The 15445-nt window shown below is 59.2% G+C and carries 15 protein-coding genes; 4 read left to right on the top strand and 11 right to left on the bottom strand.

The window, feature by feature from the left end; genetic code table 11:
• Positions 1 to 40 precede the first annotated feature (40 nt).
• Complete coding sequence (locus RV1423_RS02070) at positions 41 to 694, top strand: arylesterase (RefSeq protein WP_373419942.1); 654 nt, start codon at positions 41 to 43, stop codon at positions 692 to 694.
• Positions 695 to 705: 11 nt separating this feature from the next.
• Here the strand turns inward: RV1423_RS02070 and RV1423_RS02065 are convergent, their stop codons facing one another.
• Complete coding sequence (locus RV1423_RS02065; RefSeq protein WP_231502017.1) at positions 706 to 1371, bottom strand: glutamine amidotransferase; 666 nt, start codon at positions 1369 to 1371, stop codon at positions 706 to 708.
• A gap of 28 nt (positions 1372 to 1399) precedes the next feature.
• Here RV1423_RS02065 and RV1423_RS30805 point away from each other — a divergent pair, with 28 nt between their 5' ends.
• A complete protein-coding gene (locus RV1423_RS30805) occupies positions 1400 to 1522 on the top strand; it encodes a hypothetical protein (protein WP_255344188.1) in 123 nt (40 codons plus the stop codon).
• Positions 1523 to 1801: 279 nt separating this feature from the next.
• Here the strand turns inward: RV1423_RS30805 and RV1423_RS02060 are convergent, their stop codons facing one another.
• A complete protein-coding gene (locus RV1423_RS02060) occupies positions 1802 to 3745 on the bottom strand; it encodes a SurA N-terminal domain-containing protein (RefSeq protein WP_034292625.1) in 1944 nt (647 codons plus the stop codon).
• A 297-nt stretch (positions 3746 to 4042) separates the two neighbouring features.
• On the opposite strand from RV1423_RS02060, the gene RV1423_RS02055 reads away from it, so the two are divergent.
• Positions 4043 to 4267 carry a hypothetical protein gene (locus tag RV1423_RS02055; protein WP_034292623.1) on the top strand — a complete coding sequence of 75 codons (225 nt, stop codon included), beginning with the start codon at positions 4043 to 4045 and terminating at the stop codon, positions 4265 to 4267.
• A 12-nt stretch (positions 4268 to 4279) separates the two neighbouring features.
• Here the strand turns inward: RV1423_RS02055 and RV1423_RS02050 are convergent, their stop codons facing one another.
• The 7 genes from RV1423_RS02050 to RV1423_RS02020 all read right to left on the bottom strand — a co-directional run bounded on the left by RV1423_RS02050 (position 4280) and on the right by RV1423_RS02020 (position 13015).
• Positions 4280 to 5533 carry a phenylacetate--CoA ligase family protein gene (locus RV1423_RS02050; protein ID WP_034292622.1) on the bottom strand — a complete coding sequence of 418 codons (1254 nt, stop codon included), beginning with the start codon at positions 5531 to 5533 and terminating at the stop codon, positions 4280 to 4282.
• 108 nt (positions 5534 to 5641) lie between these two features.
• Entirely contained in the window at positions 5642 to 6445 is an 804-nt protein-coding gene (locus RV1423_RS02045) for an ABC transporter ATP-binding protein (RefSeq protein ID WP_034292620.1), read from the bottom strand.
• 89 nt (positions 6446 to 6534) lie between these two features.
• On the bottom strand, positions 6535 to 7857 hold the full coding sequence (locus RV1423_RS02040) for an ABC transporter substrate-binding protein (protein ID WP_034292618.1): 1323 nt from the start codon (positions 7855 to 7857) through the stop codon (positions 6535 to 6537).
• 81 nt (positions 7858 to 7938) lie between these two features.
• Positions 7939 to 9015 (bottom strand): branched-chain amino acid ABC transporter permease, encoded by a 1077-nt coding sequence (locus RV1423_RS02035; protein WP_034292616.1) that lies wholly within the window; start codon positions 9013 to 9015, stop codon positions 7939 to 7941.
• Positions 9016 to 9209: 194 nt separating this feature from the next.
• Positions 9210 to 10124 carry a branched-chain amino acid ABC transporter permease gene (locus RV1423_RS02030; protein ID WP_034292613.1) on the bottom strand — a complete coding sequence of 305 codons (915 nt, stop codon included), beginning with the start codon at positions 10122 to 10124 and terminating at the stop codon, positions 9210 to 9212.
• 32 nt (positions 10125 to 10156) lie between these two features.
• The gene (locus tag RV1423_RS02025) at positions 10157 to 10993 is read right to left on the bottom strand and encodes an ABC transporter ATP-binding protein (RefSeq protein WP_373419948.1); all 837 of its coding nucleotides are present in this window, start codon (positions 10991 to 10993) and stop codon (positions 10157 to 10159) included.
• A gap of 48 nt (positions 10994 to 11041) precedes the next feature.
• Positions 11042 to 13015 carry a long-chain fatty acid--CoA ligase gene (locus RV1423_RS02020; RefSeq protein WP_034292611.1) on the bottom strand — a complete coding sequence of 658 codons (1974 nt, stop codon included), beginning with the start codon at positions 13013 to 13015 and terminating at the stop codon, positions 11042 to 11044.
• A 283-nt stretch (positions 13016 to 13298) separates the two neighbouring features.
• Here RV1423_RS02020 and RV1423_RS02015 point away from each other — a divergent pair, with 283 nt between their 5' ends.
• Positions 13299 to 13955: a Crp/Fnr family transcriptional regulator gene (locus RV1423_RS02015; RefSeq protein ID WP_197034860.1), complete on the top strand. Its 657-nt coding sequence runs from the start codon at positions 13299 to 13301 to the stop codon at positions 13953 to 13955.
• 217 nt (positions 13956 to 14172) lie between these two features.
• On the opposite strand, the gene RV1423_RS02010 is transcribed toward RV1423_RS02015, so the two are convergent.
• Both RV1423_RS02010 and RV1423_RS02005 read right to left on the bottom strand, forming a co-directional pair.
• Positions 14173 to 14604 (bottom strand): response regulator, encoded by a 432-nt coding sequence (locus RV1423_RS02010; RefSeq protein WP_197034859.1) that lies wholly within the window; start codon positions 14602 to 14604, stop codon positions 14173 to 14175.
• Between the two features lie 188 nt (positions 14605 to 14792).
• The gene (locus tag RV1423_RS02005; protein ID WP_034292605.1) at positions 14793 to 15443 is read right to left on the bottom strand and encodes a response regulator transcription factor; all 651 of its coding nucleotides are present in this window, start codon (positions 15441 to 15443) and stop codon (positions 14793 to 14795) included.
• Positions 15444 to 15445 lie beyond the last annotated feature (2 nt).

Genomic DNA, 15445 nt, shown 5'->3' with positions numbered 1-15445 from the left:
ATGCAATGGCGTCAGAGTAATCGGAAGATGGAAGACAGCGATGCGGCAACGGATGAAACACGCCGGGCAAAGGCAATGGCGCCGCCTGTTCGCAGCGCTGCTGGCGATGCCCCTGCTGATGCTGGCGGCGAGCGCCTATTCTGCACCAAAAACTCTGCTCGTGCTCGGCGACAGCCTTTCGGCCGAATACGGCCTGGCGCGCGGCAGCGGCTGGGTCGCGCTGCTCGACAAACGATTGCAACAGGAAAAACTCAATACCAGCATCGTCAACGCCAGCATCAGCGGCGAAACCACCATCGGCGGCAAGACGCGCCTGCCGGCCTTGCTGAGCAAACATGCACCGGACGTGGTGATCATCGAGCTGGGCGCCAATGACGCCCTGCGCGGCCTGCAACTGGAAGCCACGCAAGCCAACCTGCAGGCGCTGATCGACATGTCGCGCGCCGCCAAGGCCAAGGTGCTGCTGGTCGGCATGCAGATCCCGCCGAATTACGGCGCCGACTATACGAATAAATTCATGCAATTGTTTCCCGCTGCAGCCAGGCAGAACAAGACGGCGCTGGTGCCGTTTTTTCTGAAGGATGTGGCCGACAAGCCGGCGCTGTTCCAGGCCGACCGCATGCACCCCAACGAACAGGCGCAGTCGACCTTGCTCGACAATGTCTGGCCGGCGCTGAAACCGCTGCTCAAGTAGATTGCAGCGAATCAGGCGTGCAGATGGAGGAAGCGGCGCAGCAGCGCGGCTGATTGCGGCGTCTCGCTGACCTGCTCGCACATGGCTGCGGTATCGATGCCGCACTTGCTGTACACGTCGGTGTAATACACCAGGTGCGCCTTGACGAAATCGCTGGTGAACTCGGGATGGAACTGCGCCGAAAAGATGTTGGGCGCCAGCCGCAACATATGGTGCGGATCCATCGGCGAGCTTGCCAGGACAGTCGCGCCCGGCGGCGGTTCCAGCACCACTTGCGAATGCAGCATGTGCGCCGCGAAGCTCTCGGGCATCTCATGCAGTAAATGTTCATCGACGGCGACGGCATGCTTTTTCACCGTCATGGTGCCCGCCACGCGTCCGGCCGGGTTGTAGCCGACCTTGCCGCCGAAGGCATGCGACAACAGTTGATGGCCATAACAGACGCCGAACATCGGCAACTTGTGCTCTGCCGCCCTGCGCAGCCAGGCGGCGGTGCGCTCGCTCCATTCGACCAGATCCGTCACCATGGTCGGCGAACCGGTGATCAGCACCGCGCGGTATCGGTCAGGCTCGCGCAGGAACTGCCCCTGAAACACCGAGACGATTTCAGTCCCATCGTCGGCCAGTCCGGCCGCTTTCTGCAACTGGACGGCATAACTGCCGTAAGACTGCTTCAATTCGTCGTTGGGATCGCCCGTATGGATAATGAGAACGGGGACGGAAGATGAAGATGAAGATGAAGATGAAGATGAAGATGAAGATGAAGATGAAGATGAAGATGAAGATGAGGTTCGGGCTGGCATTGGCGCGCGTGAGGAACTGGTGTGAACTTGTATTGTACGTTCAGCAGCCTGCGACGGTACATGAAAAAAGGCCGCATAAACGGCAATGCCGTTCAGCCAAGCCTATTTTCCCGTCCGTCGTCCCAGCGCACGCTGGGACCCAGTGTCGTGACGACGTCCAACACGACGCTGGGTCCTGACTTTCGTCAGGACGACGGTAGTGATGGACTGAGACAATGCAGAAGGCCCTTTTCAAACTTAACTCAACGGCATTACCGCTTATGCAGCCCTTTTTGTCCAATGCATATTATTTACGCCGCTCGACCTACTTGCCGGCGTCGGCCTGCTTGCCGCCGGAAGAGGTCATGACCGCCTCGCCGCCCTTGAGGATCTTGGTCTTGGCCTTTTCCTTCAGGAAATTGACGTAAGACAGCATTTCCTGCTGAGCCAGCGTATTGGCAATCTGTTCCTGCTCGGTCTTGCGGCGGGCCGTATCAGGCGTCGCCGGCTGCGCCACCTTGGTGATGCGGAACACACTGTAACCCTGACCCGGCACTTCCACGCCGGTATAAGCCGGGAGCTTGGCGGTATCGGCCTTCATCACGGCCAGGAAGGCATCCTGGTTCCAACCCTGGGTCTTCACGCGCGAAGCGACCTTGGCGTCGCCGAAACCGTTGGCGTCGTCCTTGGCTTTGAGCTCGGCCAGCCTGGCTTCGCCGGCCTTCTTCGCCAGCGCCATTTCTTCGGTCTGCGTAACCAGTTCGCGCACGTCGTTCTTCACCTCGTCGAACGAACGCTTGCTCACCGGCTTGTATTCCACGATATGGCCGGCGATCAGCGTGGCCGGTGCGATCTGGACCGCTTCCGAATTGTGCTTGCCCTTGATGGTGTCATCGGTGAACAACGCCGTCAGGAACTTAGGATTGTTATACGGCGTGTTCGGCGCCAGCGATGGATTCGGCTGGCGCGTCACGCCGGAGGCGGTTTCGATCTTCAGTTTCAGCTTGTCGGCCACCGGCTTGAGGCTGTCGCCCTGTTCGTAGACGGTGTTGTTGAAGGTATCTGCCAGTTCGGCGTATTTCTTGGCGGCCAGTTGCTTCTTGATTTCAGCGGCGATTTCGCCCTTGACTTCATCCAGCGGCTTGACGGCGCCCGGTTTGATGCCGGTCAACTGGATGATGTGATAACCGTAATCGGACTCGACCGGATCGCTGATTTCACCCTGCTTGAGCTTGTAAGCCGCATCTTCGAACGACTTGAGCATGGCGCCCTTGCCGAAGAAGCCGAGATCGCCGCCCTGGTCCTTGGAACCCGGATCCTGGGAATTGGCCTTGGCCAGCTTGGCGAAATCGCCGGGACTCTTGCGCAGTTGCGCTGCCAGCGCGTCGGCCTTGGCCTTGACCGCAGCCTTGTCGGCGGCGGAAGCGCCTTTCTTGACTTCCAGCAGGATGTGGCTGGCGCGGCGCTGTTCTTCGGTCGAATATTGCTTGATGTTCTGGTCGTAATAGGACTTGATGTCGGCGTCGGACACGCTGACCTGTGCAGCCACGGCGGCGCTGTCGAGGACCACGTATTCGATCTTCGCCTGTTCGGGGACTTCGAACCTGCTGCCGTTCTTGTCGTAATACGCCTTGAGCATGTCGTCGGTCACCTTGACCTGGCCGGCATAGGCGCTTGCCTTGAACTGCAATTCCTGCACCGTGCGTTCCTGGTCGTTCAGGTCGGACAGGCGCGCAGCCACGGTCTTCGGCGCAAACGCGGTGCCTTGCACGGCGGCGTTGATCTGTTGCAAGGCCATGTCGCGGCGCAGGCTGGCTTCATAGCTCTTCGGGGTCAGGCCCTGGGCTGCCAGCAGGACGCGATACTGGTCGCTGTCGAAGCTGCCGTCGGCCTTCAGCAGACCCGGGATTTGCATGATGCTTTGCTGCAATGTCTGGTCCGATACCGCCAGCTTGTCGCTGACAACTTCAGCCGCCAGCGCGCGCTGGGCGATCAGGTTTTCCAGCACGGCGCGCTTGGCTTCAGGCGTGTCGAACAACTTGGCGTCGATCTGGCCGCCGGACATCTGGCGCAGGCGCTCCAGTTGCTGGCGCTGGGCTGCGTCCCATTCTTCCTTGGTGATGGTCTGGCCGGCCACCTTGGCCACGGCGTTGTCGCCATCGGAAAAACGACTGTAGCCTTCCAGGCCGAAGAATGCGAAAGACGGGAAAATAAACAGCAGCAGCAGGAATTGCATCAAGCGCTGATGGTTACGAATAAAATCAAACATTGGTCAGCCGATCACAAACAATGACATCAGTTACCGCGCTCCTCGCGTACGCAAAGGTCAGCCAGGACACGCACAGGGACACATAACAAAAAAGGCGAACTCTCGTTCGCCCTGTAGCAAATACCGGCGCGGAGCAGACTGGTCCGCTCTGGGGATGCCGCCATGGCAACACCCGCGCGTCATTATACACAGCCCGTCACGCCAAGTCACCGATGCCGCCGTCGGGAAATACGCGGACAATCCCGGTTCGCGCTATCATGCGGCCGGTAAACCTCTTCATGCTCCACAGGAACGGAAATGGCAAAGCTGGAAGATATCGTCAAACGGCAAAAGCAAGGCGCGCGATTCGTGCTCTCGTTTCAGATGCTGGGCATGGATTTGTCCACCTTCGATACGGTCGCGCAGACCTGGATCGACCACGGCGGACCGGGCTTTGAAGCAGCGGGCGTGCCGTTTCGCAAAGTCGCGGACGGCGAATTCCTGATCGCCCGCCTGACCGTCGTCAAGACCGATCCGGACTGAACGCTCTTTCGTTCATTCGTACTTGCGCGCGTCCTCGATCACCTTGCCGTCGTTCGGCAAGCTTCCAGGGGCAGCAAACAGCACCTCCCCCCTCAGCTTGGTAATGTCGCGCACGCTGTCGGCAATCGCCGCCGCCTGCGCCGCCGCACTTTCCATGTCCATGGTTTCGCAATGCAGGGTCATGCTGTCGCTGGCCATCTCGCCGCTGACCACCAGCCGCGCCTTGAGGATCAATCCGTGGCGGCGCGCGATTTCCGCCACCTGCGACGGATGCACGAACATGCCGCGCACCTTGGTGGTCTGGTCGGCGCGTCCCATCCAGCCCTCGATGCGCGTGTTGGTGCGTCCGCACGGCGAGACGCCGTCCAGTACGGCCGACAAGTCCCCGGTGCCGAAACGGATCAACGGATAATCGGGATTGAACGAGGTCACCACCACTTCGCCGACCTCGCCCGGCCCGACCGGATCGCCGGTGCCGGGCCGGACGATTTCAAGGATCAGGTCTTCGTCGAGGATCATTCCGGGATTGACCTTGCCCTCGCTGATCGACTCGTAGGCGATATTGCCGATATCCGCCGACGCGTACAGTTGCAACACATTGGGTACGCCATTGGCGTGAAACCAGTTGCGCAGCGACGGCGGCAAGGCTTCGGCGCTGACCAGCGCGCGTTGCAGGCTGTCGAGCGCGACCCCCATCTCCTGCGCTTTCTCGATGATGATCTTGAGGAAGGACGGCGTGCCGACATAGGCATCCGGCTTCAGCGACGCCATGGTCTGCACCTGCAATTCGGTCTGGCCGATGCCCGACGGGATTACCGCGCAGCCGAGTTTGGCCGCCGCGCCTTCGGCCATGAACGCGGCCGGCGTGAAATGGTAGGAAAAACAGTTCTGGATGATGTGCCCGGCGCGCAGCCCGAGCGCGCGCATCGGCCGCTCGAAACGCCACCAGTCCTGGTTATGCCCCTCCGGATCGAAGATCGGTCCGGGCGATACGAACAGGCGCCGCAACTGACGATGCGGCGTGGTGTTGAGCCCGCCGAACGGCGGCGTCGCAGCCTGCAGATCTTTCAGGTCCGACTTGCGCGTGACCGGCAATTGCGCCAGTGCGGCGCGGTCGCGGATGTCACCGGCACTGACGCTGTCGAGAATGCGACGCCAGCCTTCTGCACCCTGCGCGCGCGCCACCAGGCCGGGCAAGGCAGACATGAGCGCGGCTTCGCGCTGCTGCGGATCGCGTTGTTCTGAAGGGTCGAGAATGTCGGACATGGATTTACCGTATGCGTGGACTGAGGAAGAACTGTTGCGGCACACGCCGCACCTATATTAGAAGCCGCTAGTACGAAGGTACGGCAAGAAAAAGCAACGCCGCCGGCGCTAAGCCAGCCAGCGCTTGCGCCGCCGATAGAACTTCATGTCGCGGAAATTCTTGCGCCCCGCCGCCGACACGCCGAGGTAGAACTCCTTGACGTCTTCGTTGCTGGCAAGGTCGTTGGCCGCACCTTCCATCACCACGCGGCCGTTTTCGAGGATGTAGCCGAAATCGGCATAACGCAGCGCCACCATCGTGTTCTGTTCCGCCAGCAGGAAAGACACGTTTTCCTTGGTGTTGAGGTCTTTGACGATCTCGAAGATTTCTTCGACGATCTGCGGCGCCAGCCCCATCGACGGCTCGTCGAGCAAAATCATCGACGGCTTGGCCATCATCGCCCGGCCGATCGCGGTCATTTGCTGTTCGCCGCCGGAGGTATAGCCGGATTGCGACTTGCGGCGCACCTTCAGGCGTGGAAAATAGTCGTAGATCTTTTCCAGTTCCCGCTTCACTTCGGCGTTGCCGATATTGCGCGTATAGGCGCCGGTCAGCAGGTTTTCTTCCACGGTAAGGTGGCCGAAACAATGCCGGCCTTCCATCACCTGAATCACGCCGCGCCTGACCAGGTCGTTGGGCGTCAACTGATCGACGCGCTCGCCCCTGAATTCGATACTGCCCTTGGTAACGTCGCCGCGTTCGGCGCTCAGCAGGTTGGAAATCGCCTTCAGCGTTGTGCTCTTGCCCGCTCCGTTGGCGCCCAGGAGTGCGACGATCTTGCCTTCCGGCACCGCCAGCGACACTCCCTTGAGGACCAGGATCACATGGTCGTAAATGACTTCGATGTTGTTGATGTTGAGTGCTGTACCCATGCTCGCTCCAGCTTTGCCTGCCTGTTTTCGGACCATCTTTCAAGAAAGCGCCGGCGCGCCGATACATTCCAACACGCCGGCGCCGACGCCTACTTCATGCAGGCAGGGGTGATTCCCTTTTCCTTTGCGTACTTGGCGGCGGATGCTTTGAACAGTGGGTGGATCAGGTTCTTGTTGCCTTCAATCCAGTCCGACACCAGCACCCACTTGCTGCCGTCCCATTGCTGGATCTTGACCTTGCCGGAACCTTCATGGTTGTCGCAGGAAGTCTTGATCTCCGGCAGCAGGCCGGTGGCCCCCAGTTGCTGCAAGCGGGCATTGGTGATGTTGAGGTTTTCCAGGCCCCAGCGCACGTCCTCGCCGCTCATGACCTTGCCCTTGCCGAACTTGCCCTGGGCCGTGCGTACGGCTTCCACCGTAGCGATTGCCGCCGACACGCCGCGGTTATACAGGATGGAACCGATCTTGGCCTTGTCCTGCAGGTTACCCTTGCCGGCGCCGTAGACCACCTTCTCGATATCGGCGATCAGCGGCACGCCCTTGCCCGCCACTTTCCAGGTCGCACTCATGTAACCCTTGGCGGCTTCGCCGGCGGGAATCGTGTCTTCTTCAGAGCCGGCCCACCATGAACCGATGATCTTGTCGCGCGCATAACCGACCTTTTGCGCCGCCTTCAGCGCGGTCTGGTTCATCACGCCCCAGCCCCAGAAAATCACGTAGTCGGGATTTTCCTGGCGGATCTTCAGCCATTGCGCGCCCTGTTCGTTACCGGGATGCGCAACGGGGATCTGTACGACCTTGAACTTGCCCAGCGTGGCTTCCGCTTCCAGCGCGACGATAGGTTCCTTGCCGTAAGCCGAATCGTGATAGAGGAACACGATCTTCTTACCGGCCAGCGAACCGCCGTTCTTCGTGGTGAGGAACTTGACGATCGCCGATACCTGCATCTGGTACGTCGTCACCAGCGGAAAAGCATACGGGAACACCGAACCGTCCACCGCGTCGGTGCGGCCGTAACCCATCATCAGCAGCGGCACCTTGTCTTCCACGCTCTTGTCGATCAGCGCATAAGAAATACCGGTCGCCATGGAATTGATCGCGGTCCCTTTGGTCACCGGATTCTTGTTCTTCATGCGCTCATAGCACTCGACGCCCTTGGCGTTGTTGTACTCGGTCTCGCACTCTTCCCAGGACAGCTTGACGCCGTTGACGCCGCCGTCCTTCAGATTGACGTAGTTGAAGTAATCGACATAGCCGCCGTAATACGACTGGCCGTTGGTGCCGTAAGGACCGACACGATAACTGGGAATCGCGATGAACTGATCGCTGGCCTGCGCCATTGCCGGCAGCGCCGGAACCAACAGGCTTGCAGCGACGGTCGCGGCAAGCACAAGCTGTTTGATGCTTTTCATTCCTGTCTCCTTGAGTTTTATTACCCATGTGCGTACCTCATTTTACTTCTGGGCACGCATCGTTTTACTTCTGAAAATGCATTAATGCGGGAACGGCCACAAACGCAGCTTTTCCTTGGCGATCTGCCACAGGCGCGCCAGCCCGTGCGGCTCGACAATCAGGAAGAAAATGATCAGTCCGCCGAACAGCATCAACTGGATGTGCGACACCGTGGCGTTGGTGAACGGCAGGTGCAGGAAAGAGGCCAGCGGCGGCAGCACATTGTCGAGGAAGATCGGCAGCAGCAAAATGAATGCCGAACCGAGGAAAGCGCCGAGGATGCTGCCCACGCCGCCGATGATGATCATGAACAGGATGCGGAACGACAGGTCCAGCGAGAAGCCGTCCGGCTCCACCGAGCCGAGGTAGCAGAACGCATACAGCGCACCGGCCACGCCGCAGAAAAAAGAGCTTACGGCGAACGCCAGCAGCTTGGTGCGCATCAACTGGATGCCGATCACTTCCGCCGCCACGTCCATGTCGCGCACCGCCATCCAGGCGCGACCGGTCGAGGAACGCACCAGGTTCTTGGCCAGCAGCGCCATCACGCAGACGATGCCGAGCACGAACAGGTATTTTTTGACCGGCGAGTTGATGTCGATGCCGAAAAAATCGATCTTCTGCGTGCTGATCACGCCCGACGAACTATCGTTGGAGAACCAGGAAAACTTGGTCAGCGCCCAGACCACGAAAAACTGCGCCGCCAGCGTCGCCACGGCAAGATAAAAGCCCTTGATGCGCAACGACGGCAAGCCGAACACGATGCCCACCAGCGCGGCGCAGCCGCCGGCCAGGATGAAGGACAGCAGGATGGGAACGCCTTCGATGCGCAACTGGAAGTTATAGGCTGCATACGCGCCCACCGCCATGAAGGCCGCCGACCCGAGCGACAACTGGCCGGCGTAACCGGTGAGGATATTCAACCCGAGCGCCGCCAGCGCAAACACCAGGAAAGGAATCAGGATCGCCGAAAACCAATACTCGCTGCCGACCAGCGGAATGCCGACGAACGCCACCGCCAGCAGGATCGCCATGCCGATGCGATCCTGGCGGATGGGAAATATCTGGCTGTCGGCAATGTACGACGTCTTGAACTGTCCGGCCTCGCGATAAAGCATAGTGTTTCTCCTGTGTCTCCGTCCGGTGCGACGCTCGCCGTCAGCTACGCGCTTCCACCACTTATTTTCATCTCCGTCGTCCCGGCGCACGCCGGGACCCAGTGTTGTTTTGTCCGATGGCTTCAATCATCGGACGACGCTGGATTCCTGCTTTCGCGGGAATGACGGCGTTTATTGCACTCTGTGCGTCTTCGTCAGACGCGGTCGATATACCTCTCGCCAAACAATCCCTCCGGCCGCACCAGCAGGAACAGCAAGGCAAACACATACGGAAACCAACCTTCGATGCCGCCGAAGTTTCCGCCGAACAGATCCTGCAGCACCGGCGGAATATAAATTTCCGCAAGCTTCTCCGATGCGCCGATGATAAGACCGCCGACAATCGCGCCCGGGATCGAGGTGAAGCCGCCCAGGATCAACACCGGCAAGGCCTTCAGCGCCGTCATCGTCAATGCGAACTGCACGCCATTGCGCGAACCCCACAGCAGGCCCGCCACCAGCGCGACGAAACCGGCCACGCCCCATACCACCGCCCAGATGTGCTGGAGCGGGATGCCCAACGAAAGCGCGGCCTGATGGTCGTCGGCGACTGCGCGCAACGCGCGGCCGACTTTGGTCTTCTGGAAAAACAGCGCCAGCAGCGCCACCAGCAGGATCACCATGCCTGATGCAAACAGATCGAACTTGGAAATGCCGATACCAATGCTGTCCATGATCGACATGATCGGTTCGTCGACGATGCCCAGTTCGATCGGCCGCACTTCGCTGCCGAACAGCAACGGTCCCAGCCCTTCGAGGAAAAAAGCCAGGCCGATGGTCGCCATGAACAAGGTGATCGGCGGCTGATTGACCAGCTTGCGCAAGACGAAGCGCTCCGTGGCGAGGCCGACCAGAATCATCACCACGAACGCGCCGATGATGGCTGCCCACATCGGCATGCCCTTCTCCATCAGTCCGACCACCGCCAGCGCGGCGAAATACACCATTGCGCCCTGGGCGAAATTGAACACGCCCGAGGCTTTGTAAATCAGCACGAAACCGAGCGCCACCAGCGAATACATCAGGCCGGACAGCAAGCCGCTCAGCGTCACTTCAAAGAAAAATTGCATCTGCGTTCTCCGCTATTCCTGTTTCAGTCGACTCAGTGAGAAGTGCCTAGATAGGCCTTGATCACTTCCGGGTTGGCCATCACTTCGTCGGGCGTGCCGTCGCCGATCTTCTTGCCGTAATCGAGTACGACCACGCGGTCCGAGATATCCATCACCACGCCCATGTCATGTTCGATCAGCACGATGGTGGTCCCGAACTGCTCATTGACGTCGAGGATGAAACGACACATGTCCTGCTTCTCTTCCACGTTCATGCCGGCCATCGGTTCATCCAACAACAGCATGCCCGGCTCGGCCGCCAGTGCGCGCGCCAGCTCGACGCGTTTTTGCAAGCCGTAGGGCAGGCGCCCCACCGGCGTCTTGCGGATGTGCTGGATCTCGAGAAAATCGATCACTTCCTCGACCTTGCGGCGATGCAGGATTTCTTCATTGCGCGCGCTGCCCCACCAGATGGCATTGGAAAGAAAGCTCGAATGCATCTTGGTGTTGCGCCCGGTCATGATGTTGTCGAGCACGGTCATGCCTTTGAACAAGGCGATGTTCTGGAAAGTGCGCGCGATGCCTTGCCGCGCCACCTTGCTCGGATGCATGCTGTGGCGCTGCTCGCCGCGAAAGACAATGTTGCCTTTCTGCGGATGGTACACGCCGTTGATGACGTTGATCATCGAGCTCTTGCCGGCGCCGTTGGGACCGATGATGGCGCGGATCTCGTGCTCGCGCACGTTGAACGAAATATCGGTCAGCGCCCTGACGCCGCCGAACGACAGCGAAATGTTTTGCAGGTCGAGGATCACCTCGCCGATCCTGCGGCCACCGTCCGTCTCCGCCATCGCATCGTGTCGTTCCTGCTGCAGCGGCGCGGGTTCCATCGGCTGCACTTCTTCCGTGACGTGTCTTTTCATGATGGTCATGCAGGCCTATGCCGCTTGGTTGAGATTGGCGAAAGTCTTGACGTCGGCGATCTTCAGGTCGGCCGCGATCATGCCCTGGCGGCCGTCTTCGAATTTCACCTGCGTCTCGATGTACTGCGACCGTTTGCCGGCATACAGCGCGTCGATCAGCACGGCGTACTTCTCGGCAATAAAACCGCGCCGCACTTTGCGGGTGCGCGTCAGTTCATCGTCGTCGGGGTCGAGCTCCTTGTGCAGGATCAGGAAGCGATGGATCTGCGAGTCCGCCAGCAAGGGATCCTGCACGAGGTCGGCGTTGACTTTCTCGACGCACTCCGCCACCAGTTCGTACACGCTCGGATGCGCCGCCAGGTCGGTATAGCCGCTATAGGCCAGGTTGCGGCGCTCGGCCCAGTTGCCGACTGCATCCATGTCGATGTTGATGAAAGCCGTGCATTGCTCCCGCTGGTTGCCGAAGGTGACGGCTTCCTTGATGAACGGGAAAAACTTCAGCTTGTTCTCGATGTACTTGGGAGCAAACATCGCACCGCCGGCCATCTTGCCGACATCCTTGGCGCGGTCGATGATTTTCAGGTGGCCATCGCTGTCGAAGAAACCGGCGTCGCCGGTGTGGAAGTAACCGTTTTCGTCGATGGCCTCGGCAGTGGCGTCGGGGCGTTTGAAATACGATTTCATCAGGCCCGGCGAACGCACCAGCACTTCGCCGCTGGCGTCGATGCGGACCTCGACGCCTTTCATCGGCCGTCCCACCGTGTCGAGCCTGACGTCGCCGGACGGCTGCATGCACACCGTCACGCAGGTTTCCGTCATGCCGTACAACTGCTTGAGGTTGATGCCGAGCGAACGATAGAAGTCGAACAGATCGGGGCCGATCGCTTCGCCGCCGGTATACGCCACGCGGATGCGCGACATGCCCAGCACGTTCTTGAGCGGACCGTAGATGATCAGGTCGCCGATCGCATACAGCAAGCGATCGCCCAGCGAAACATTCGGCTTCTTGTCGAGGATGCGCATGCCGACGCGGCGCGCAATCTTCATGAAGCCATGGAACAGCTTGCGCTTGATCCAGCCGGCATCCTCGATACGGATCATCACCTGCGTGAGAATGTTTTCATAGATGCGCGGCGGAGCGAAATAGTACGTCGGTCCGATCTCGCGCAAATCGCTCATCACCGTGCTCGGCGACTCCGGGCAATTGAGGCAGAAGCCCGCCACATGGGTCTGCGCGAATGAATATAAAAAGTCGCCCACCCATGCCAGCGGCAGATAGCAGAGCACGTCGTCGCGATCGTTCAACTGGTCGAACTCGACCAGCGTCTGCGCCGTCGCGATCATCGCCGCATGCGAATGGCAGACGCCCTTGGGCTTGCCGGTGGTGCCGGAGGTGTACAGGATGATGGAGATATCGTCGGCCGTCAGCGCATTGACCTGGTCCATGAAGAACGAAGGATTGGCTTTGTCATAGGCGCGGCCGATGTCCTGCACGCTGGCGAAAGACGACAATTCGGTCTGGCGATAATTGCGCATGCCCCGCACATCGTCATAGATGATGTGCGTCGGACGCGCAGCGCCGTCCGAAAAACTCTGCTTGATTTCAAAGACCTTGTCGACCTGTTCCTGATCTTCGGCGACGACGAAATCGATTTCGGCATCGTTGAGCACGTAAGCCATGTCGGCTGCCGGCGCGTCCTGATACAAGGGCACCGGCATACCGCCCAGGCATTGCGTCGCCGACATCGCCCAATACAGGCGCGGGCAATTGTTGCCGATGATCGCCAGGCTCATGCCGCGCTTGAAACCGAGCGCCGCAAGGCCGCAGGCAAACGCCCTGACTTCGTCGGCAACCTGCGCCCACGTCGTGGTTTGCCAGATGCCCAGATCCTTTTCCCGGAATGCCGGGCGCTCCGGGCGCGTCTGTGCATGCATCAGAAGCAACTGCGGAAATGTCAGCGCTCCTGGACGTTGTGTTGTCTCCACCATCGTCCCACCTTTATTTATAAACGCCCGATTGCTGCCGGATACGGGCACGCAACACAAACGTTTTGGGTCTCTATATGTGTCAAGTCAGTCTGAACCGGCATGCTTACGGCGCACTTACTGCTCTTGTGCTGCGGCAAGTCAGGCGGTTGTACGCTGCTTTTGTGCGATGATAGTAGTGTGAGTTGAGAGGCAGGGTTGTCATCTCGCAGACAATTGCCGGACAATTGCCAAACTTTTGATATTGCGACGCATCATAATGACAACTGAGACATCGATTAGGGACATGCTGGGCAAGAGCATCTGGGCGCGCGCGCTGACCGCCGAACAACTGGCGCGCGTGCAATCCGAAGTGTTCAGCCGCAAGATTTCCGCCGGCGGTTTCGTGTGCCGCAAGGGCGATCCGGTCACGCATTGGATCGGCGTGCATGAAGGCTTGTTGAAGATGAGCAGCGTCTCGCCCGAAGGCAAGACTGTGTCCTTCGCCGGCATGGCCAACGGCGGCTGGCTCGGCGAAGGTTCACTGCTGAAAGATGAACCGCGCAAATACGATGTGGTGGCGCTGCGCGACAGCGAGTTGCTGTACATGCCCAAAGCCACCTACCTCTGGCTGCTCGACAACAGCATTCCCTTCAATCGCTTTCTCGTGACGCAACTCAATGAGCGCCTTAGCCTGTTCATTTCGCTGGTGGAATACGACCGCATGCTGGAACCCGACGCACGCGTTGCGCGTTGCCTGGCCGCGCTGTTCAATCCTTACCTGAATCCCGGCATCGGCCTCGAATTGCAAATTTCGCAGGAGGAAGTCGGCAATCTCTCGGGTGCCTCGCGCCAGCGCGCCAACCAGGCTTTGCAAGTGCTGGAAAAAGCCGGGCTGCTGAAAGTGGATTACGGCAGCATCACCATCCTCGACCTCGATGGCCTGAGGCAATTTCATTCCTGATGCATGCATGAAAAATGCAGGCCTCGGTCTTATTGCCGTTTAGTTAAGCGTATGCCTTTCTACCGCCGTCGTCCCAGCGTCGTGAAGACGGCCAATATGACACGGGGTCCTGACGTTCGTCAGGACGACGGCCAAGAATTTACGATGAGGACATTTTTCAAATTTAACAGAACGGCACTCGGCCTCGGCCTGTATTTTTATTCCCGTCACCGTCCAGTCAGCGCACCACCTTGTTCCGATTCACCCAGAACACGCCTGCATCGGCCACCGTGCCGATGAACTCGCGCGGATCGGCAGATTTCATCAGATAGCCGTTGGCGCCGAGCTGGTAACTCTGAACAATGTCGCGCTGGTCGTCGGAGGAGGAAAACATCACCACGGGAATATGCGCCGTGGCGACGTTGGATTTGATGATTTTGAGAAATTCGTGGCCGCTCATCAGGGGCAGGTGCAAATCCAGCAGGATCAATCGCGGATGAAGATCCTTGCGATCGGCAAATATCTTGTCGGCAAACATGTAATCGGAAGCTTCCTCTGCATCGGCAAACCACGTCATCCTGTCCGCCAATTTCTTGGTGTCCAGAGCGATGCGCGTGAGCTCGGCAACCTCCGGGCTGTCGTCCACCAGCATGATATCCATTTGCTCCATGTGCAGGTCGCTTTCTCGCCAACTGTTTCTTTTTTAACCTCATCAGTGCCCGTGCCATTCATGGCGGCACAGGCTTGATCGACGTTGAATTTTCTGCACAAACGACATTCGCAGCATCAGGTCAGATGAATTTATTATGGCATGACCAACAAGATAAGATATCAGGATTTACCTGAGTCACTGCATTTTCACTTGTCCGAAGTGGTCATCCCGGTCCGGATTGCATAGCGCACAAGGCCCGGAACGTCGCGGATTTCGAGCCGTTCCATGAGTTGCGCCCGATGCGTTTCGATGGTCTTGGCGCTGACGTTGAGGCGATACGCGATCTCCTTGGTGTTGTTGCCTTCCGCAATGAGTTGCAGAATCTCGCGCTGGCGCGGAGTGAGGATTTCGACTGCCGTGCCGTCCTGCGCCACTTTCTTCATGTACAGGTCGAGCGCGTCCCGGGAGATGTGCGAATCCAGGTATTGCCTGCCGTGAATGACCTCGTTTAGCGCCTTTTCCAACTCATAGGCGGCGGAATCCTTGAACAAATAACCGTTGGCGCCGGCATTCAGGGCCTGCATGACGTATTCCTCGCTGCCATACATCGACAGCATCAGGAATTTGGTGGTCGGATGATCAGCCCGCAAGCGGCGCACCGCTTCCAGGCCATTCATGCCTTTCATGGCGATGTCCATGACGACGACATCGGGCTTGAGCTTTTCAGTCAGCTCGATGGCGGCATTGCCGTCATCCGCCTCGCCGACCACTTCAATGCCCGGCATCGCCATCAACAGCGAACGTATACCGCTGCGCACCAGCGCATGATCATCGGCCAGCAAGATTTTCGTCGACATGT

The sequence above is a fragment of the Herbaspirillum sp. RV1423 genome, from assembly GCF_000577615.1.
In the GTDB taxonomy this organism is placed as follows: Bacteria; Pseudomonadota; Gammaproteobacteria; order Burkholderiales; family Burkholderiaceae_D; genus Herbaspirillum.
Note: the sequence above shows the minus strand (reverse complement) of the source record. Positions and strands in the feature narration are given on the sequence as shown.